This is a genomic window from Sphingobacterium faecium, assembly GCF_003054045.1.
Taxonomy (GTDB): Bacteria; Bacteroidota; Bacteroidia; order Sphingobacteriales; family Sphingobacteriaceae; genus Sphingobacterium; species Sphingobacterium faecium.
Window position 1 is genome coordinate 791,687 of record NZ_QBKH01000003.1, and the last position, 21,149, is coordinate 812,835.

General features: G+C 38.1%; 17 protein-coding genes and 2 tRNA genes. 7 read left to right on the forward strand and 12 right to left on the reverse strand.

Annotated features, from left to right (window positions below):
* Window positions 1–7 precede the first annotated feature (7 nt).
* The 4 genes from metQ to C8N37_RS11515 all read right to left on the reverse strand — a co-directional run bounded on the left by metQ (window position 8) and on the right by C8N37_RS11515 (window position 3,579).
* Window positions 8–814, reverse strand: a complete 807-nt coding sequence (gene metQ / locus C8N37_RS11500; RefSeq protein WP_108159011.1) for a methionine ABC transporter substrate-binding lipoprotein MetQ — start codon at window positions 812–814, stop codon at window positions 8–10.
* A 17-nt stretch (window positions 815–831) separates the two neighbouring features.
* Window positions 832–1,485 carry a methionine ABC transporter permease MetI gene (metI, locus tag C8N37_RS11505; RefSeq protein ID WP_108159012.1) on the reverse strand — a complete coding sequence of 218 codons (654 nt, stop codon included), beginning with the start codon at window positions 1,483–1,485 and terminating at the stop codon, window positions 832–834.
* Window positions 1,478–2,497 carry a methionine ABC transporter ATP-binding protein gene (locus tag C8N37_RS11510; RefSeq protein ID WP_108159013.1) on the reverse strand — a complete coding sequence of 340 codons (1,020 nt, stop codon included), beginning with the start codon at window positions 2,495–2,497 and terminating at the stop codon, window positions 1,478–1,480. Before C8N37_RS11510 ends, metI begins: the two co-directional genes overlap by 8 nt.
* A gap of 161 nt (window positions 2,498–2,658) precedes the next feature.
* On the reverse strand, window positions 2,659–3,579 hold the full coding sequence (locus C8N37_RS11515; RefSeq protein WP_108159014.1) for a TIGR01777 family oxidoreductase: 921 nt from the start codon (window positions 3,577–3,579) through the stop codon (window positions 2,659–2,661).
* 139 nt (window positions 3,580–3,718) lie between these two features.
* On the opposite strand from C8N37_RS11515, the gene C8N37_RS11520 reads away from it, so the two are divergent.
* Together C8N37_RS11520 and C8N37_RS11525 are read left to right on the forward strand one after the other, a co-directional pair.
* Complete coding sequence (locus tag C8N37_RS11520) at window positions 3,719–5,629, forward strand: AAA domain-containing protein (RefSeq protein WP_108159015.1); 1,911 nt, start codon at window positions 3,719–3,721, stop codon at window positions 5,627–5,629.
* An 82-nt stretch (window positions 5,630–5,711) separates the two neighbouring features.
* Window positions 5,712–6,326, forward strand: coding sequence for a hypothetical protein (locus C8N37_RS11525; protein ID WP_108159016.1), 615 nt, complete (start codon window positions 5,712–5,714; stop codon window positions 6,324–6,326).
* A gap of 139 nt (window positions 6,327–6,465) precedes the next feature.
* On the opposite strand, the gene clpB is transcribed toward C8N37_RS11525, so the two are convergent.
* On the reverse strand, window positions 6,466–9,069 hold the full coding sequence (clpB, locus tag C8N37_RS11530; protein WP_108159017.1) for an ATP-dependent chaperone ClpB: 2,604 nt from the start codon (window positions 9,067–9,069) through the stop codon (window positions 6,466–6,468).
* Between the two features lie 276 nt (window positions 9,070–9,345).
* Between clpB and C8N37_RS11535 the strand changes: the two genes are divergently transcribed.
* Window positions 9,346–9,418 (forward strand) — tRNA-Thr (locus C8N37_RS11535).
* Between the two features lie 23 nt (window positions 9,419–9,441).
* Window positions 9,442–9,514 (forward strand) — tRNA-Thr (locus C8N37_RS11540).
* 126 nt (window positions 9,515–9,640) lie between these two features.
* Here the strand turns inward: C8N37_RS11540 and C8N37_RS11545 are convergent.
* Entirely contained in the window at window positions 9,641–10,360 is a 720-nt protein-coding gene (locus tag C8N37_RS11545; RefSeq protein ID WP_108159018.1) for an LOG family protein, read from the reverse strand.
* 111 nt (window positions 10,361–10,471) lie between these two features.
* On the opposite strand from C8N37_RS11545, the gene recR reads away from it, so the two are divergent.
* The 3 genes from recR (at window position 10,472) to C8N37_RS11560 (ending at window position 15,912) form a co-directional block, all read left to right on the forward strand.
* Window positions 10,472–11,086, forward strand: coding sequence for a recombination mediator RecR (recR, locus tag C8N37_RS11550; protein ID WP_108159019.1), 615 nt, complete (start codon window positions 10,472–10,474; stop codon window positions 11,084–11,086).
* 140 nt (window positions 11,087–11,226) lie between these two features.
* Window positions 11,227–12,495, forward strand: coding sequence for a Gfo/Idh/MocA family oxidoreductase (locus tag C8N37_RS11555; RefSeq protein ID WP_045756326.1), 1,269 nt, complete (start codon window positions 11,227–11,229; stop codon window positions 12,493–12,495).
* 18 nt (window positions 12,496–12,513) lie between these two features.
* Window positions 12,514–15,912 carry a DUF1080 domain-containing protein gene (locus tag C8N37_RS11560; RefSeq protein ID WP_108159020.1) on the forward strand — a complete coding sequence of 1,133 codons (3,399 nt, stop codon included), beginning with the start codon at window positions 12,514–12,516 and terminating at the stop codon, window positions 15,910–15,912.
* Window positions 15,913–16,198: 286 nt separating this feature from the next.
* On the opposite strand, the gene C8N37_RS11565 is transcribed toward C8N37_RS11560, so the two are convergent.
* The 6 genes from C8N37_RS11565 to C8N37_RS11595 form a co-directional block, all read right to left on the reverse strand.
* Entirely contained in the window at window positions 16,199–16,528 is a 330-nt protein-coding gene (locus C8N37_RS11565; RefSeq protein WP_108159021.1) for a DMT family transporter, read from the reverse strand.
* A 104-nt stretch (window positions 16,529–16,632) separates the two neighbouring features.
* Window positions 16,633–17,193, reverse strand: coding sequence for a Crp/Fnr family transcriptional regulator (locus C8N37_RS11570; protein ID WP_108159022.1), 561 nt, complete (start codon window positions 17,191–17,193; stop codon window positions 16,633–16,635).
* A gap of 658 nt (window positions 17,194–17,851) precedes the next feature.
* Window positions 17,852–18,562: a siderophore-interacting protein gene (locus C8N37_RS11580; RefSeq protein ID WP_170114515.1), complete on the reverse strand. Its 711-nt coding sequence runs from the start codon at window positions 18,560–18,562 to the stop codon at window positions 17,852–17,854.
* Window positions 18,563–18,640: 78 nt separating this feature from the next.
* Entirely contained in the window at window positions 18,641–19,504 is an 864-nt protein-coding gene (locus C8N37_RS11585; RefSeq protein ID WP_108159025.1) for a helix-turn-helix domain-containing protein, read from the reverse strand.
* Window positions 19,505–19,592: 88 nt separating this feature from the next.
* A complete protein-coding gene (locus C8N37_RS11590) occupies window positions 19,593–20,207 on the reverse strand; it encodes an alpha-ketoglutarate-dependent dioxygenase AlkB family protein (protein WP_108159026.1) in 615 nt (204 codons plus the stop codon).
* A gap of 74 nt (window positions 20,208–20,281) precedes the next feature.
* A complete protein-coding gene (locus C8N37_RS11595) occupies window positions 20,282–21,133 on the reverse strand; it encodes a methylated-DNA--[protein]-cysteine S-methyltransferase (protein ID WP_108159027.1) in 852 nt (283 codons plus the stop codon).
* Window positions 21,134–21,149 lie beyond the last annotated feature (16 nt).

The following is a 21,149-nucleotide window of genomic DNA, read 5'->3' on the forward strand; positions in this document are numbered from 1 at the left end:
AATAGGATTACCAACCTTTTATGGCACCACCTTTAAATACCCTTTTGGCAGTAGCTTCTACTTCTGGTGATTGATAAGCCTCAATAAATTGTTTGATCCGCTCATCATTCCGGTTGTCCTCCCTAGATACAATTAAATTGACATATGGGGAGTCACTATCTTCAGAAAATAGACCCTCTTTTTCTGGATCTAAACCTGCTTGAGCTGCAAAAGTATTGTTAATAATCGCAATGACAACTTCTTTATCGTCCAAAACACGAGGTAACTGAGGGGCCTCAAGCTCCATAATATTTAATTTCTTAGGATTATCGATGATATCTGTTTTTTTGGGTAAAAGACCAACGTTATCTTTCAGCTTTATCAATCCTTCTTTTTGAAGCAATAGCAGCGATCTTCCTCCATTTGTTGGATCATTTGGAATAACGATAGTTGCACCTGGTTGCAATTCGCTGATCGATTTTATTTTTTTAGAATAAGCAACTATGGGAAACACAAAAGTGTTGGCAACTGCGGCTAATTTATAACCACGTTGTCGAGATTGTTCTTGAAGATAGGGTAAATGCTGAAACGAGTTGACGTCAATATCGCCTTGGTTTAAAGCTTCATTGGGGACTACATAATCGTTGAAAGAAACCAATTCAACATCAAGGTTGAATTTTTCTTTAGCGACTTTTTTCGCTGTTTCAGCAATTTCTTGTTCCGGACCGGCGACGATTCCTACTTTAAGGACTTTTGAATCTGTTTTTTTTCCGTTACAAGCAATAAGGCCAACTAAGGTCAGTGCTATCACGCAAAGTTTAGAATGTAATCTCATAGTTTTTAAAATAGATGTTAACGATGATTAGCTTTTTTAGACATATAATCTCCAGTGAACTGAAGAATAAATACAATTAAAATTAGTAAAATTAATACAGCATTCATAATAAAAGTATCATAACCAATATAGCCATACTGATATCCAATTTGACCAAGTCCGCCAGCACCAACAGCACCACCCATAGCTGAATAACCAACTAAGGTAATCAATGTAATAGTCAGATTATTAATGAGTGATGGTAACGACTCTGGTAATAATACTTTGTAAATAATCTGTGTTGTAGTCGCTCCCATAGCACGAGCAGCTTCAATCAGTCCATGAGGAATTTCCAATAGACTATTCTCTACTAACCTAGCAATAAAGGGCGCCGCAGCCAAGCTTAGGGGTACTAAGGCAGCTGTCACTCCAATCGAAGTGCCTACGATTTGTCTGGTGAATGGAATCATCCAGACAATCAGGATAATAAAAGGGATGGAACGGAATACATTCACCAATACAGCAAGTAACTGATGTATAAATTTGTTTTCATGCAATTGGTTTTTGCGGGTTAAAAATAGAAAAATCCCCGTAGGAAGCCCGAGTGCAAAACCAAAAAATCCGGATAAGAAAGTCATAACAATAGTTTCTATCGTACCCTTGATCAATAAATCGATAATCGTATCAGACATATCCTATGATTTCTGTTTGTGAATAATTTGATGTTAAGTAGCTGATTCCATTGGCGATCTGATCGGGATTTCCGATTAGTTCCAAATTGAGGATACCAAATTTAATTGATCCTACATAATCAATCTGTGCACTGATAATCGCCACGTCAATGTGATATTGTTCATGCAAATGTTTGATGACTGATATTTGATTATGATGTTCCGCCAGATAGATCTGCACAATAGGATTACCACTTTCTTTTAAACGCTCTTGGTAGATAGCCGGCAGTTCGGCATGAAGAGAAGATTGAATAAAATGTTTTGTTAGCGCTTCTCTAGGAGAAGTGAAAATTTGTTCTACCGTACCGGTTTCAATTAATTTACCCCCATCGATGACCGCTACCTGATCACAGATAATTTTGATTACTTCCATCTCATGAGTAATCAATAAAATAGTCAAATTTAGCTTCTTATTGATCGCCTTGAGCAATTGCAGAATAGATTTGGTCGTAGCCGGATCCAATGCACTAGTCGCTTCATCGCATAATAGTATTTCTGGATCACTAGCGAGTGACCTGGCGATGGCGACACGTTGTTTCTGGCCTCCCGATAGACTAGCAGGATAGTCATGGACTTTATCTTCTAGACCGACCAATGCCAAAAGCTCCATGACTTTCAGTTGAATTTCTTTTTTTGAAATACCGGTCAACTCCAATGGAAAAGCAATATTTTCAAAAACGGTGCGAGAAGAGAGTAAATTGAAGTGCTGAAAGATCATTCCAATTTTTCGGCGTTGTTGAACCAAATCCTGATTGGATAATTGCATTAAGTCAACGCCGTGGATCAACACTTGCCCTTCATCGGGTTTTTCCAATAAATTGACACAGCGAATCAACGTGCTTTTTCCTGCACCTGAACTGCCAATGACACCAAATATTTGACCTTTCGGAATAGCTAGCGTGACCTGATCTAATGCTTTCGTAAACTTATTTTTTACTGCAAATGTCTTGGAAATGTTAATTAATTCTATCATTTATGTATAGTAAAAACTAATCTTACAAAAAAAACCTTTCAAACATGTCCTGAAAGGCTTATGAATATGAAGCAATTTGATCACATGATAAAAACACGAATTGCTCTATATTAGGGCAAATGTATCAAAAGTAGCCCTAAATCACAATACTTATCTTTAAATTACAGGTTTTTGATGCACGCTTCGTTTAAAGTTGGATACTTAAAAGTAAAACCAGCATCCCGTATTTTTTGATTACTGGCACTTGTGCTTGTCAATAAAACTTCTTCACCCATCTGGCCCAAAGCCAACTTCAATGCAAATGAAGGCACATAAATAGGGAGGTAAAAGTTTCCGATTTTTTGCTTTGCCATACGGTCAATAATTGTTTTTTGAGGAAGTACCTCCGAAGATACAGCATTGAAGATTCCTGATAGGCTATTGTCACGAATGGCCTTTAAATAAAGATGGCAAAGATCATCAATATGAATCCAGCTCATTTTTTGTTTCCCTGATCCTAAGTAAGTAGCAGCTTTGTATTTAAATGATTTGATTAATTGTTCCAACGCTCCACCATCTTTGCTGAAGACAACGCCTAATCTCAAGATAACGATTCTTTTATGGAGAAGCTCAACAGGTTTAATGCTATCTTCCCATAGTTTACAAGTCCAACTCAAGAAATCAGTCCCCTGTTCCTCATGTTCTTTAAACATATGGTTGGCACTTTTATCCGCTCCATACCAACCCACTGCCGAAGTAGAAATAACTGTTTTTACCTTATTGGGGATTTGCTGCAAGGCTTCAGCTATCAAATTGCCACTATTCACCCGACTCGAAATGAGTTCTTGGCGCCGCTTTTTAGTCCAACGTTGATCAGCAATACCAGCTCCCGCAAGATTGATTATATAATCAGCACGTTGAATCGCATGGTTATTGATTCTTTTTTTATCGGGATCCCAATCCAAATATTCAATATGAGCGCTGTCTTGATGTGACTTGGCACTTCGAGTGAATATCAGGACATGAAAGCCTTCGCTCACCAGTAATTTTGCGAGATCTCTTCCGATTGTTCCTGTACCACCAGCTAGAATGACTGTTTCCATATTTGATATGATCTATTAAACTTAAAAATAACAAGATCGTTTATGAAAGCCAATTTAATTTTTATTTATCATATTCCAGCCTGAATCAAATTAAAAATTGGTTATTTTGCTTCAAATAGTGGAAGAGAATTTTTATAATATGAATTATTTCGATGAGCTGACAACGCTCCTTAATATAGAACAAAACTTTGACCGTGAGCAATATGAACTTCTCTTGCTGAAGTCAAGCTTGAATGAAAGAAAGTTGAAAGGAGTAACCTGGTTTCCCATACAAATAAAAAGTGAAGAGATCGGTAGAGGTGATTATGTAACCATTACCCTGAACAAAACAAATCATCTCGAAGAGGAGCATCGCTTTCGATTTGGCATGCCTGTAGCACTTTTTTCCAACCACGATCCACAGGTAGATCGGCAAGAAGGTTTGATTTCTTATGTCAGCCGAGATACGATGAAGATTGCATTTCGGGTAGACGAGCTACCAGACTGGAGTCGAAATGGTAAGTTGGGCGTGGATCTGTTGTTTGATGAGAACTCGTATAAGGAGATGCACGATGCGCTCCGAAAGGCTCAAGATTTGCGTTCGGATTTACATAAAGGAAGACTTATTCGGGAAATAATTGGAGAAGAACAAGTAAAGGACTATGAAAAGGAAACGTATTATGATGATGCAGCTTTAAATCAAAGTCAAAATGAAGCTATTGCACATGTGTTAAGTTCAAGTCCAATTTCAATTATTCATGGTCCTCCAGGTACAGGGAAAACGACAACGCTTATCAAAGCCGTAGCCGCCTTACTCAAAAAAGAAAAAAAACAGATCCTGATTGTTGCCCCAAGTAACACTGCTGTAGATGTTTTGACGGAACGATTGGATGCTGTGGGAGTTTTGGTGACCAGAATTGGGAATCCGGTGAAGATTTCAGAGCATCTTCAAGAATTGTCATTGGATGCGCAGGTAGATCAACATCCGGCCAATAAGGAGGTCAAGATATTAAAGAAAAAAGCTCGAGCTTATACAGATATGGCTCAAAAATATAAGCGAAGTTTTGGTCGCTCAGAGGGTGAACAACGCAAGGCTCTTTTTGATGAAGCTCGAAAAATAACAAAAGAAATTGGCGATATTCAAGATTTTATTGTGGCAGACATCTTAGATAAAGCTCAGGTGGTGACAGCGACATTAGTAGGAGCAAATCAATATGTCATCAGAAACAGAACTTATGGAGTGGTCGTTATTGATGAAGCTGCACAAGCGTTGGAACCCGCATGTTGGATTCCTATTTTGAAAGCGGAAAAAGTCGTCCTTGCCGGAGATCATTGCCAGCTTTCACCAACGGTAAAGTCTCATGCACACATGCGCACGGGACTCTACGATACGTTGTTTGAGAAGTTAGTAAGTCGTTATCCTAGCCATGTTGCCCTACTCAACGTCCAATACCGGATGAACGAAAAAATAATGAAATTTCCTTCATTGAAATTGTATGGTGATCATTTAATAGCAGCAGAACAGGTGCAGCACTGGACACTAAAAGACGATCAAGAGCCTGTGCTATTTATTGATACGGCAGGTGCTGGATTTGAGGAAGAGCAAGAGGGAACAGCTACTTTTAATCAGGGAGAAGCGGGGTTTTTAAAAAATCATTTGAGCGAATTGCTGAACAAGCTCTCCACATCTTATGCTGAAGATAATTTTCCAAGTATCGCTGTCATTACTCCTTATCGAAAACAGGCAACCTTATTGCATGAGGTCCTATTGCATGATGAACGGATGGCTACTTATCGTAAAAACATACAGATCAATACCATCGATAGTTTTCAAGGACAGGAGAAAGATATTATTTATATAAGCTTAACCCGAAGCAATGATCAACAAGCCATTGGCTTTTTATCGGACGTCCGCAGGATGAATGTGGCCATGACTAGAGCTAGAAAGAAACTCATCGTCATCGGTGATAGTGCTACAGTAGGCAAGCACGAATTTTATGATGCCTTTATGAAGTATGTAGAATCTATTGAAAGCTATCATAGCGTTTGGGAATGGGACTTGAATCATTAGCATCCCCATAAATGAATAAAAAAATAATAACCATGTCTAACATTTAACTGTTATTTTAGCATATCACTCACATCTTATCATTATGTATCAGCATTATCAGAATAACGAACTTGTTTTTAAAACACGATGGATCACCACAGAAGGGTTTTATTTTTCAGAGAAAGAATTGCCAGATCCATCATTAGAGCACTATCTGAATACATCAGAAGATCCGGAAGAACAGATCATTTTTATACCTTTCAGTCAGATTAAGCAGGCAGCACCACTTTATGAAAATCAACCTCCCTTGCTTGATATTGATGTCATTGACCCGAACAATTATCAATCATTAGTGGCAGATTTTGAAAATAAAGCCCAATTGAAAGAAGCTATTCAAGAGATTGAAAAGCATTCAGGACTTCAAGAAACTGTTGAAATTATTAAAAATAAAAGTTGGATGCGTAATTTGCTATATACCCTTGCAGCAGCTTTTTTCGGCTTTTCATTGGTGATGATGGCCAGAGAAATGGAGGCAGGTGAAGCACTCGATCTGAGTGGTCGAAGATCTGGTTTTAAAAGTGTTTTGGCATCTATAGCAGGTCAATTGGGAGTCGTTGGATCCGCCGTATTGGCAATTGCGTTAGTTGCAGGATTTGGTTATCTTACTTATACGATCTATAAAAGCTCAAATACAACAAGGATCGTCTGGAAGAAATAATTAATAACGACATCTATGCCATCTCTAGCATTGGTGATTTTGCAGTTAGCCTTTACTAATAAGCATATAGGATATATATTAACATAAAAATGCGGTTGACTGCTGTCAACCGCATTTTTATGTTAAGGGATGTTTTATTTTATTCGATCTCCTTTTTATTTAAGAAGACAAATTGACCGTCGAATACATCCAATTGAATAACTGCATCTTTATTGACCTTTCCTGCTAGAATCTCCTTGGAAAGTTCATTCAAAATTCGTTTTTGAATCACGCGTTTCAAAGGTCTGGCACCGTAGGTCGGATCATAGCCCAATTGTGCCAACCAATCCATGGCTTCATCAGAAGCTGTGATCATAATATCCTGCTCGGCCAGTTGTTTTTGGATGTTGCTAAATTGCATCCTTACTATACTTCCAATTTCTGTTCTGCTTAATGGTGTGAACATAATGATTTCATCAATACGATTCAAGAACTCTGGACGAATTGATTTTTGTAACAGTTCGAACACTTCACCTCTTGTTTTGGCAATGACCTCATCTCTGTTTAGGTCATTCAAATGCGAGAAGTTCTCTTGGATAATATGCGAACCTGTATTTGAAGTCATGATGATAATCGTGTTTTTGAAATTCACTGTTCGACCTTTATTGTCCGTCAAATGTCCATCATCCAATACTTGAAGCAATATGTTGAATACATCAGGATGTGCTTTCTCAATCTCATCCAAAAGGACAACAGAGTATGGGCGTCTACGTACGGCCTCCGTCAATTGACCACCTTCTTCATAACCCACGTATCCTGGAGGCGCTCCGATCAGTCGAGATACGGCATGGCGTTCTTGATACTCTGACATATCAATTCTGACCAACGCATGTTCGTCGTCAAATAAAAATTCAGCCAATGCTTTCGCTAATTCTGTTTTACCCACACCGGTTGTTCCCAAGAAAATAAAAGAACCAATTGGGCGTTTCGCATCGCTAAGACCAGCCCTTGATCGACGAATCGCATCTGATATCGCTTCAATAGCTTCTTCTTGACCAGCCACTCTTTTATGTAACTCTTCTTCGAGTGAAAGTAGTTTTTCACGTTCAGACTGAATCATTTTATTGACCGGGATCCCTGTCCATTTTGATACTACATCGGCAATGTCTTCAGCAGTTACTTCCTCTTTCAACATGCGTTTGCTATCTTGTTTTTCAGCCAGTTCAGCCTTAAGTTTCTCAACCTTATCTTGTGCCTCTTTGATACGGCCATAGCGTATCTCGGCTACTTTACCGTAATCTCCAGCGCGTTCAGCCTGATCAGCTTCTTGTTTGTAATGTTCAATATTTTCAATTTCTTGGTTGACACTGTCGACCAATGTTTTCTCGGATTGCCAAGAAGCACGCAAAGAGTCCCGTTCAGCAGATAAATTTGCAATAGTTTCAGAAAGTTCACTCACCTTCTTGTCATCATGTTCACGCTTGATGGCTTCCCGCTCGATCTCTAACTGCATAATACGACGATTCAACTCATCAACAGCTTCAGGCACAGAGTCCATTTCAAGACGTAATTTTGATGCTGCTTCGTCCATCAAATCGATAGCTTTATCCGGTAAAAAGCGATCTGAAATATACCGTGTCGATAATTCAACTGCAGCGATAATCGCTTCATCAAGAATACGCACTTTATGGTGAGTTTCATATCTTTCTTTTAATCCCCTTAAAATGGAGATCGCATCTTGCGTAGTAGGTTCATCAACCATTACTTTTTGGAAACGACGCTCTAATGCCTTATCCTTTTCAAAATATTTTTGATACTCGTTTAGCGTAGTTGCACCTATTGCGCGGAGTTCACCACGTGCTAGAGCCGGTTTTAAGATGTTGGCGGCATCCATCGCGCCTTCACCACCACCAGCACCCACTAGCGTATGGATCTCATCGATGAACAGGATGATTTCACCATTGCTATCGGCTACTTCTTTGACCACAGCTTTTAATCTTTCTTCGAATTCGCCTTTGTATTTAGCTCCAGCTATCAGCGCACCCATATCCAACGAGAATACAATCTTTGACTTTAAATTTTCGGGTACATCACCATTGATGATGCGGTGTGCAATACCTTCAGCAATTGCCGTTTTTCCAACACCAGGTTCACCCACTAAAATCGGATTATTCTTTGTTCTACGGGATAGAATTTGCATCACGCGCCGGATCTCCTCATCACGACCGATCACTGGGTCTAATTTTCCCGATTCTACAAACTCATTTAAGTTACGGGCATATTTTCCTAAAGCATTATAAGTCGCTTCAGCATTTTGATCCGTAACCCTGCTATTGCCGCGCAATTCTTTAATGGCCAATTTGAGATCTTTCTCATTGACACCTTGATCTTTTAATAAGGAGGAGGTCTTGTCTCCAGCATTTAATATACCAAGAAGAAGATGTTCTACAGATACAAATTCATCATTAAATTCCTTCAGGTAGCTTTGTGCTTTCTGCAAGGCAGTATTGGAAGCATTGCTCAAATAAACATTTGTGCCACTTACTTTTGGAAATGCTTGGATCTGTTTATCCAACTCGCCACCTAAGTAGGAGATATTGACATTTAATTTTTTTAACAGGTGACTGATCACATGTTCATCAACTGTTAGTAATGCTTTTAATATATGTGCGGTCTCAATAGCTTGCTGTTGATTGCCAGTAGCAATCTCAGAAGCCTTTTGAATCGCCTCTTGCGCTTTAATCGTATAGTTATTGAAATTCATAATATTTCCTTTTAGTTCTATACATGGGTAACAATCAAAATGCCATATCTGTTTTTATTCTTTTTTCGGAAAAAATGTCTCTTATTTTTATTGTTAAATGACAAAATTTCAGGTTTACATGATCCCATGTCTACAGATCGAATTTGAAATGAAAATAAAGGGCTTGATTTTCAGAAAATTATTAAAATAATTAAAAAAAAATACAATAAAGCTTGATTTTGTTGTCAAAGGTTTCGATATTTGCACCATCATAATTCGAAAGGGTTATTTAAAAAAGCCTCTTTAGCTCAGCTGGTAGAGCAACTGACTTGTAATCAGTAGGTCATTGGTTCGATTCCGATAAGAGGCTCTTTTTAAACTTTCACACATGATGCCTCCTTAGCTCAGCTGGTAGAGCAACTGACTTGTAATCAGTAGGTCATTGGTTCGATTCCGATAGGAGGCTCAACAGGTCAATCTCACAAAGATTGGCCTTTTTTTATTTATAGCAATTTCCTGATGCTGCGCCTTATAAAAAAATAAAGTCCACCATACGATCGTATGGTAGACTTGATGCTTGCAGGTTGTACTACTAAAAGTTTGGTTTTAATAAATACTTGTCATAGAACCTGAAAATATGATCCGCAGCTTCTTCAGCTGTATCAACGATTCGATATAGTTTTAGATCCTCTTCACTAATATAACGATCTCCTAACATCGTATTTTGAATCCAATTAAACAGTCCTCCCCAATATTCCGAACCTACCAACACGATTGGAAAACGGGCGATTTTACCTGTTTGGATTAAGGTAATAGCTTCAAATAGTTCATCCATTGTTCCAAATCCTCCAGGCATGACGATATAGCCCTGAGAATATTTCATAAACATCACCTTCCTAACGAAGAAATAGTTAAATTCCAGTAGTTTATCACGGTCAATATATCTATTGTGAAATTGTTCAAACGGTAATTCAATGTTTAATCCTACCGATTTACCTCCTGATTCATAAGCCCCCTTATTGGCAGCCTCCATGATTCCGGGTCCCCCTCCAGATATGATACCATATCCGCGGGCGGTTAGTAAACTGGCTACATCAACAGCCATTTGATAGTATTTATGGTCTTGGGGCGTCCGTGCAGATCCAAATATGGATACACAAGGTCCAATTTTTGCTAATTTCTCAAAACCATCCACAAATTCGGACATGATCTTAAATATTTGCCACGAATCTTTTACTTTTATCTCTTGCCACGTTTTGTTTTCAAAGGCACTCCTTATTTTGTCGATTTTATCGTCTTTAGTGATATCCATGCTCTAATGTTAGTGTAAAAATATTATTCCCATTTTTTTGAAGGGAATACAAGATAAGGAATATTTTTAATTTGAGCAGTTTCTTTAGCTAATATATTATTAAATTTGCGCATGAATTTTTCTTCTAAATTATTAGAAAACGCTGTATCAGAGTTTGGACGTCTTCCTGGAGTGGGTCAAAAAACTGCATTACGACTTGTTTTGCATTTGTTGAAGCAATCTGACGCAGAGGTTTTACGATTTACATCGGCGATAAATCATCTGAAGGAAGAGATTCAATATTGCCGTATTTGCTTTAATATTTCAGATTTTCAAGAATGCGAAATCTGCACCTCATCAAAACGGGATCATTCCATTATCTGTGTGGTAGAAGATACTCGCGATGTGATGGCTATTGAAAACACCAATTCTTATCAAGGAAGTTATCATGTATTGGGAGGGCTCATTTCTCCAATGGATGGGGTAGGTCCATCTGACCTGAAGATTGATGGATTGGTAGAACGAATGCGAAAGCAAGATATCAAAGAAGTCATACTGGCTCTGAGTGCCACGATGGAAGGAGATACAACCATATTTTATCTGTATCGAAAATTAAAAGAATTTAATGTTCAGGTCACCACCATTGCACGAGGTATTGCTTTTGGAGGAGAACTGGAATATGTCGATGAATTGACTCTGGGAAGATCAATTGCTACCAGAACATTATACGAGCGTCCTACGCTGTAGCTGCTAAAATTTTATATCCTGATAATTGTAAGAGCTTTGTTACCCGACAAGGTTTTTTTTTGGTTTGCATTTTATTAAAAAGTTGTATTTTAACAGATTATTAAATCTAACACAACCAAACTATCATTTATTAAATCAGTATGAAAGAAAAAAACAGCTCCAGAAGAGATTTCTTAAAGAAATCCGTCACAGGAGCAGCGGCATTTACTATTGTCCCTCGCTTCGTATTAGGAGGACAGGGATACTTGGCACCAAGTGACCATTTAACAAAAGGGATTATTGGTGTAGGTTCAATGGGTCGTGGTCATTTTGGGTACGCAGGAACCAAGACAGTGGCGATATGTGATGTGGACACCCGTCATTTGGCAATTGCTCAACAAGCTTTAGGCGGAGGAGTCAAAGAACATCATGATTTTCGTGATTTAATCAAAAATCCTGAAGTAGATATAGTACATATTGCAACCCCACCTCACTGGCATGGTCTGATGTCTTTAGAAGCAGCTCGTGCAGGAAAAGATATCTGGTGTGAAAAGCCAATGACACGTACTATAGGTGAAGGTAAAAAAGTTAAAGAAGCCATTGCACAGCATGGTAATATGTTTAGACTAAACACTTGGTTTCGTTTTAGTGATAATTTTTATGGAATGAATGTTCCGGTAAAAAAGATCAAAAAATTAGTAGATACAGGGATGTTAGGCTGGCCATTAAAAGTCACGATCAGCAAGCATACAGGTTTTGATTGGAAATTTTATTGGGTGGGAAAAGAAAATCTTCCTGTTGAACCTGTGCCAGCCGAGTTGGACTATGAATTGTGGTTAGGACCGGCACCATTCAAGCCTTATAGCACACACCGGGTGCATACGACTTTTAGAGGTTATTGGGATTACGATGGGGGAGGATTAGGAGACATGGGACAACATTACTTAGATCCTGTTCAATATTTCTTAGGGAAAGATGGCGAAAGCCCAGTATCGGTAGAAGTGGATGCTCCTCAGCAGCATAGTGATGCTGTTGGTACTTGGAGAAGAATTACCTACACCTATGCGGATGGCTGCCAAATTATTTTAGATGGAGAGGGTAAAGATGAAGGTATGGCTTATATAGAAGGGCCAAAAGGAAAACTATATAAAGGCTTTGTTTCGGATATCCCAGATATGGAAAGAAAATTATCACAATTTCCAGAGCCAGCTCCGCAAATTACAGATTTCTTAGAATCGGTACGTACACGTGAGAAATTTGCATTAAATGAAGAAAACGGATATCGCTCCTGTACGTTGGTGAACATGGGTTTAATTGCCTTACGTTTAAATCGATCATTGAAATTTGACTCTACCAAAGACGAGTTTATCAATGACGATGCAGCAAACCGTTTAGTTTATCAACCCATGCGCGGCCCTTGGTCCATGTAATTTTCTAATCTATCTAAAATGAAAAAAGTTTTTAATACGATATCTGCCTTATTAATACTTCAAGTGGCAGCATATGCACAACAGCCCCAAAATAGAACAACGGCGACTAAAATAGCTGATGTGTTGGGACAACAACCGGCCAATGAAAAGGTCAAGTTTCTATACGCGATGAATGAGTTGGAAAACTTTACATCCAATGAATTTGCGGCCATGTTGAACCAATTAAAGCCACAAGGACAAAATAATGCCGAAGTGGAGTATGCGACAAATAGCTATTCTTTTTTTGTCAATCAACCAGGTAAGGAAAAACAGAAAGAAGTATTCGTTCAAGGTCTATTAGATGCATTGGGGACGGTAAAAGAGGATACCAACAAAGCCTTTGTATTGCGTCTTTTACGTCAGTGTGCAACAAATACTGCTGTTAGTAAAGTTGCTACTTATTTAAATACCCCATATTTGGCTGATGCCGCTGCACGCACTTTGGTTTCCATCAATACGAAAGAATCCAGCGATGCACTTGCACAGGGATTAGCCAAAGTAAGCGATGAAAAATCTGCAATTGCTATCGTTACAGCACTTGGCGACGTTAAAAATCAATCTACAGAAACACCAATTATCGCTTTATTGGATAAGTTTAAATCCGAGACTTTTAAGCGAACAGGATTGATCGCATTGAGTAAAATCGGTGGAACAGCAGCATTGCCGATCTTTGAAAAGGAACTTAAGGCCGCAAATTATAGCTATGATAATTTGAATAGCATCGGTCTGGGCTTGGATTATGCAGAGTCTTTAATTGAAAATAAGAAAAATGCCGAAGCTGTTGCCTACTTAAATACCTTATTTGCGCAAGCTTCTAAATTAAAAGCAATCAATGGGCAGGTAGGCTCTTTAACCTTATTAACGCAATTGGATGCTAAGAAACAAAAGAAAAAATTGTTATTAGCGGCAAAAAATGAAAATAATGTTTACCGTCATGTTGCTTTAAGTTTATTGCACAAATACGGAGATGCCAATGACACTAAAAAACTGTTGGCATTAGCAGCGAAATCAAGTCCTGCTGTTCAAGAATCGTTGTTGAACTATATTGCTCAAAACGGTTCAATAAGCCAATTAAAAGCAATCGAAAAAATAGTTGACAAGTCTACAGATGCGCATGCTAAATTAGCTGGTCTATCGGCGATCAACCTCCTGTCTAAAGGTGCTGATTCGAAAGCGTTAATTGACAATTTGTCTAATGATGCGCAACTGAATGAATCGATCAAAGCGCTTTTGTTAAGTTCAAAAAATGAGCAGACAATGGACGTCATCAACAATTCATTAGCAACTGTCGATGATGCAAAGAAAATTGAATTATTGGATATTTTGAGCACAAGAGCTAATGCTAATTCTTCGCAGGCAGTATTAGGTCTAAATAGTGCAAATGCTGATGTCAATGCCGCAATTAATAAGGCTTTACCAAATGTGGCACAGGAAAAGGACCTAGATGTACTGGTCAATTTATTGGCAAAATCGGATGATGCTTCTAGTAAGAACTTGGAAGTTGCAATTGCCAATGTGATCCAATCAAGTCCCAATAGAGACCAGCATATTCAGAAATTAGCGGCTAATATTTCGAGATCTGCTGCACCTAGTGCAACCAAATATTTTCCAGTTTTTGCAAGATTAGGCGATCAAGAGTCATTAAATGCAGTTGTCAATTACTTGAAATCGGACAATCCTGCACTTCGAAATGCTGCTATTGCTGCTATTGCTGACTGGTCTACACCATTAGCATTGAATGAACTGATTCAACTTTCCAGAACCGATCTATCGGCTGATTTAAATGGAAAAGTATTCGCAGGACTGGTTAAGAATATTAATAAATCCAGTGAAACAAATGACCAGAAGACACTTTTATTGAAAGATGCCTTTGCAGTTGCTCAAAATAGCAATCAAAAAAGAACGGTCTTGGCTTCTTTACAAGCAACAGGTACGTACCAAGCATTGGTATTTGCGAGTAAATACATGAAAGACCCAGAGTTAAAAGGTGCGGCTGTAAATACAGCGATGAACATTGCTTTGGATAATAAGTCTTTTGTAGGTACAGAAATCCGCACGATACTGAATGAAGTTATTGGCAATTTAAGTGGAAGCGAAAGCTCTTATTTAAAAGAAGCTGTTATTAAGCATCTTGCTGAAATGCCAAAATCTGAAGGTTTTGTGAGTCTGTTTAATGGACAGGATCTGACAGGCTGGAAAGGTTTAGTAGCCAATCCCATCAAAAGAAGTCAGATGACAGAAAAAGAATTGGCTTCAGCTCAAGTAAAAGCGGATGAGCACATGCGTCAAGGATGGGTGGCTAAAAATGGAGAATTGATATTCACCGGAAAAGGAGACAATATCGCGACAATCAAACAATATGGTGATTTTGAGATGTTAGTGGATTGGAAGTTGGATAAAAATGGTAAAGAAGGTGATGCTGGAATTTATCTTCGCGGTACTCCACAAGTGCAAATTTGGGATATATCCAGAGTACACGAAGGAGCTCAGGTGGGTTCTGGAGGTCTGTACAATAACCAAAAAGCAGAATCGAAACCATTATTGGTGGCGGACAATCCATTAGGAGAATGGAATACCTTCAAAATTAAGATGGTTGACGACAAGGTTACAGTTTACTTAAATGGTAAATTGGTTACAGATAATGTGCCTTTAGAAAATTATTGGGATCGCAATCAATCCATTTTCCCGACCGAGCAGATTGAGTTGCAGGCTCATGGTACGGTAGTGTCGTATAGAGATATCTACGTTAAAGAGCTGGCTAGAAAAAATGTATTTCAATTGAGTGCAGCTGAAAAGAAAGAAGGTTTTGAGGTGCTGTTTGATGGTACAAACTTAGATAAGTGGACGAAGAATGATGGTTATGTCATCAGTGATGAAGGATATCTTAGGGTAGTGCCGGATGCTAAATTTGGTGGTAATCTTTATACAAAAGAAGAGTATGGCGATTTTATCTATCGTTTTGATTTCAAATTGACTGAAGGTGCCAACAATGGTGTAGGTGTCAGAGCTCCATTAGAGGGTGATGCAGCTTATGCCGGTATGGAAATCCAAGTATTGGATAACACTGCTGATATCTATAAAGACTTGAAACCTTACCAATACCATGGTTCGGTATACGGTGTTGCAACGGCTAAAAAAGGATTCTTAAAACCAGTAGGCGAGTGGAATACGGAAGAAATCGTGGTAAAGGGTAATCGTGTTCAAGTTACTTTAAATGGCACCGTGATTCTTGATGCTGATATTGCAGCGGCAAGTAAAAATGGTACTTTGGATGGTAAAGATCATCCAGGTTTAAAACGTACTACTGGCCATCTTGCTTTCTTAGGGCATGGATCTGAAGTATTCTTTAAAAATATCAGAGTGAAAAAATTGAAATAAGAATTATCTTATTTTATTGATTAGGTCCTTATTAATTGATATTAATAAGGACCTCTTTCGTACTGCTACCCCATTTATTGAAATGTTCAACAGTTAGATTGATAACTTTAGGGATCAACATTCTTAATAATCTATGTTGCTGCAGACCTATAAAAATATTTAGATGACTGACAACCGATTGAAGAATCCATATTGCTGATCAATAGAACTAGGTAATCGATAGAAATGGCACTTGAAATATATGGATAAAAAATAATATCACACGTTACGGTAGGCTGGATGAATATTAGTGAGCTGTAGAATTTGAAAATACATTCATCACCACTACTCCCGAAACAATCAAGATAATACCAATCACCGCTGGCAAATCTAGTGTATGTTTAAAAACAACAACAGAGATAACAGTTGTCAGCACAATACCAATACCACCCCAGATGGCATAAGCAATACTGAGCGGTATAGACTTAAGCGCCAAGGAGAGGAAATAGAAACATGCAATAAAAGCAATAACCGTGATAATGGAAGGAATTAGCTTTGTAAAACCGTTAGATGCTTTCAAAAAGCTGCTGCCCGTTAATTCAAATACAATCGACAGCCCTAAAAATAAATATTTCATGATATTTTATATATGATTTAATAATCATACAAAGTAACGTTAGATTGAGACGAGTTTTTTTGATATAGATCAAATTCAGTTATCAAGTACCTGATAGTACGTAATTATTTTTTTCGAATACGACTTAATGTTTCCTGCGTAATGCCCAAGTAGGAGGCGATATGTCCCAAAGAAATCCGTAAAGAGGCTTCGGTTTCATTCTTCAACAACGTGTTGTAACGCTCCTCCGCAGATTCTGTCTGTAGTGAAATGGCACGCTCCTCTAATATTTTACAATATTCTTCCGCTAATTTTCTACCAATGGTTTCCATCTGATGGTACTTTTGGTACAGCTCATTCATATCTTCTCTTGAGATGTAGTAAATGGAAGAATTTTCTAAAAACTGAATACTTTCTTGGGAGGGAAGATTAAAGAAAAGTGGAATCACCGAACCTAATATGGTATTTTCAATACCAAACCAAACATTAATTTCTCGACCTTCTTTATTGTAAAATGCACGAACAAGTCCGTTTTCGATAACAAACATATTGGATACAACCTGACCTTGTTTAAGAAAAAAATCCCCCTTCTGTTTGGTCATGAATTTAGTTCTACTTAACAGTTCTTGCTCAAGATCATCATGAATTGCTCCATATTTTTTTAGTTGTTGAATTAAAAGATTCATATTTTTTGTTACTTCCTTACCTATTAAAATATTCAGAATATCTCTATACCCTTGTTCCAAAATATCACTTTATGTATGTAAGCGCTAAATTTGAAGCCTTATAAGCCAATAGCTATATAAGAGCTTCTGTTTGCAACTACAATAACAAAATTACTCAGATTTATCATATTTATATGCATGATATCTCATTTACATCATCCTTATAGGGATAGGACGTAGTGAAAAACAATTTTTATCCCCATATCTTAACTGTTGATCCCTTATGGGGATCGTTTGAATCCTGGTATTGTTCATGCACTTTCTGTTTTTTTTTAAGTTGGGACAGCACAAAATAAGATTGATCTGATCATGATCAAATAATCAGATCAATATCCGGGATATGGAATTTATGATTGCCTATTGTCAAGGGACTAGTAGGGTAACTCTTCACAGTTAAAACCCTTATTCTGCAAGAGTGAGATGATGGACGCTGCATTTTTCTTTTGCGTATCAATACGTAAGATACGATCGCAATCCTGTAAGTCGAAATTCCATTTACCGGGGGTACAGTATGCAGTAAGATCGTATGCTAAGTCAAGAATATCTTTTTCAGTTTCAACTGATGTCTTAAATACATAAATCATATGGCTCGTTGTTTTAGTTTTTTAAATATAATCTGTTATAGTCCTTTCTTTCCTTGCAACCAATAGCCCTGTGCCGATATACGTTTCGCGCCTTTGTTTTTAAGAACTTTTCGAAACGTCTGGATAGAAATGACATTGCCGACCAGTATATAACTGGCATCTAGCCATGTCTCATCATAGAATAGGGGAAGATCAGCTATCCATTTCTCTTGCGAGAAGGACCCATCTTTTGGAAATATCTGGTAGTTTTCCAAGCCTAATAATGCTGGAACCTCTTTATTTTCATCGTCCAATTCCAGATAAAATTGAAATAAATGTTTGTTTTGCTTTAGCATAGGAAGTAAAGAGCAGGCTAACCCGAGCGATGTTTCATCTCCAAAAAAAAACTGATGTTTGATCTTCTGCTGATATACCTTACGTCCTCTTGGGCTACTGATATAAAGTTGATCACCTATGTTCAAGCTATGGGCGTATTGGCTACCGGGACCATTGTCGTGAAGATGGAATATAATATCCAGAATGCCCGTACGGATATCGTGATAGGCAATGGTGTAATTCCGGTATTCGATATCGTTGACACGTATGACGCTGGCATAGCCTATCTGAAAATTCATATGAGCAATATTACTCCGGAAGCGTACTTTTTTAAGATACGGGCTAAGGTAAGTGGCGTGGATGACTTCAGCGCGCTGTCCGACGACACTTTCTAATAGTTCTCCTGCCCATTTGGGTATTGTTGATATCATGGTATTCCTTTTTAGTTCATTACAAAGGAACATCGAATTTACAGTCTAAACAATGGAGTAAAGAAAGAGTGTATTGGACTAATCGCGGTTTTTATTCCTAAAGGATAGGGCTGACATTCCAGTTGCCTTCGAGAAAAGTCTGGAGAAGTAGGCATAATCCTCGAAACCCAACGTGTCAGCAATTTCTTTTACCGATTGGTCAGAATGGTAAAGCAGTCGCTTGGCTTCTAAAATAATGCGCTGTTGAATATGATAGGATACCGGCTGGCCAGTAGTGTCTTTTACACATTCATTCAAATAAGAGGTTGAGATATTGAGGGTCAAAGCATAAGCAGAAGGCTGCTTTATCGATACAAAGTCTCGCTGTAGTGCAGATTTGAAAGCTTTAGTAATGATCTCTGATCGAGAAAGCTTGTCAACAGGTGTGGCGCCTTCTAGGTACAGTGAAGTGAGAAGTCCAATCAATGTATTGCAGCTGTCTTTTAATAAGGCGTGATACAATTGCTGATTTTTTCGTGCAGATAGGGTAAGGCATAGCGATGCACTGTTGGCTAGGATAGAAAAGATATCTTCTTCAACCATTAGAGGTTTGAGGGGAGCCAGCTCTTCTAACAAATGGAGGTATTCCGGATTTATATGTTCACTATTGATCCTCAAAAAACTACCGCTCACACTTGCCAGAGCAACAATACGATGTACCTGATGTGGATGTATATATAGAATAGAAAAAGGCTTTACAGTATATTGTTGAAAATCTATTTCGATTTCAGTAGTTCCATTTTCTAACAAGAAAAACGAATGGTAGTTATCACGGTGTGATCGTCTGACGTCATCCAGATTCATGATATCCTGTTCATCAAAGTGCGCTTTGCCCATACTGATTCCCGAACTGAATTCAGCAGTCATTGTTTTTATAGGGATGGACTTATTTTTTTGACGCATGATAGGATGTGTATATCTTCAAACCTGAGTACTGCACAGCTAAGAGAAGCAAAAATACGAGAAAATATTAAGGCATGGTGTGCACCGTTTATTTTTGTTCCATAATAGTTCTGAAAGTAAGGTTAATCCTCGGGGCATGGATCTTTTTTGTTGGAGGAAGCCGATGTAGCCAATGGGATTGAGTTTCGTCTTTCATCACCAGCAAGCTACCATGTTCTAAGGTCAATCCGACATGCTCTTTCGTTTGTTTATGTTTAAAAGCAAATTTACGCACGGCACCAAAGCTTAAGGAGCCGATAGCCCCATTTTTCATTAGATCTTTTTCGCCATCACTATGCCAGGCCATACCTTCATCCCCGTTATGATAGAGATTGAGCAAGCAAGAGTTAAAAGTCTCTCCAGTCATTTTTTCAATTAAAACTTTCAATTCCAACAACTCTTTTGACCACGGTAGTGCGCGCTTTGTTGTATTCGAATAGGTGTATTCAAAGGGTTTTTCCCCGTACCATGCAACTTTTCTTTTGGTCACTATATGTTTACCAAAAATAACAGCCTCATCATGGCGCCATTCGATAGCAGCTAATAATTTTTCATAATAGCGATTGGCAGTTTCCATATCCATGATTGGACCATAATAATGTACAGTACCATCTTTTGGAAGCCAATTTTTTGAGCTATTAACAGGGTAATCGAATAATTCCATATCGTTAATTTATGCTATTTTTTTATTTATGTTAAGTTTGCACCCTTATAAAAGACGATGTGCAAACTGGATCTTTACCATTGATCTTCTGTTCGAGCACTTTCCCAACCGATAATAGCAGTCTTGCGGGTAGGTCCCCACATGTATCCACCAGTAATACCAGATGATTGGATGATGCGGTGACAGGGTATAAGGAAAGCAACGGGATTACTTCCAATTGCAGTTCCAACTGCACGTGCCGCTTTCGGATTTCCGATCTGTTTGGCAATGGTACCGTAAGTCGTCAGTTTACCCATAGGGATTTTCAATAAACTTTCCCAGACCTTCAACTGAAAATCACTTCCTTTTAGGTGCAGTTTAACTTCCGATAGCGTAGACCAATCATTTTGAAAAATATAAAGAGCATTTTGCTGCAGCTCATCTTCCTGGTGATTAAATACAGCTTTGGGAAATTTAGCCTGTAGATCTTGAAAAGCTTTTGTTTCATTATTTTCAAATGCTATATAACACACACCTTTTGTCGTCGATGCAACGATGATTTTACCAAATGGACTATCTGCAAAGCGATAATTAATATGTAGAAATTGGCCCTCATTTTTATACTCAGCAGGACTCATACCTTCAATATTGATAAATAAATCATGTAAACGGCTTGTACTTGAAAGACCTGTCTCGTATGCGGTATCAAATAGAGTAAGCCCCTTGTTTTCATTCAGTAATTTTTTAGCATACTGAATGCTGATATATTGTAAAAACTTTTTGGGACTGGTACCTGCCCAATCCGTAAATAGGCGTTGAAAATGTGATGGACTTAAATGAATCTGTTCAGCGACCTCATCCAGATTAGGTTGTTCCTTAAAATGATGTTGTATATATTCGATTGCCGAGGCGATCCGATTGTAATTGATATTTGCCTGTGTTTCCATTTCATTTTAATTTATA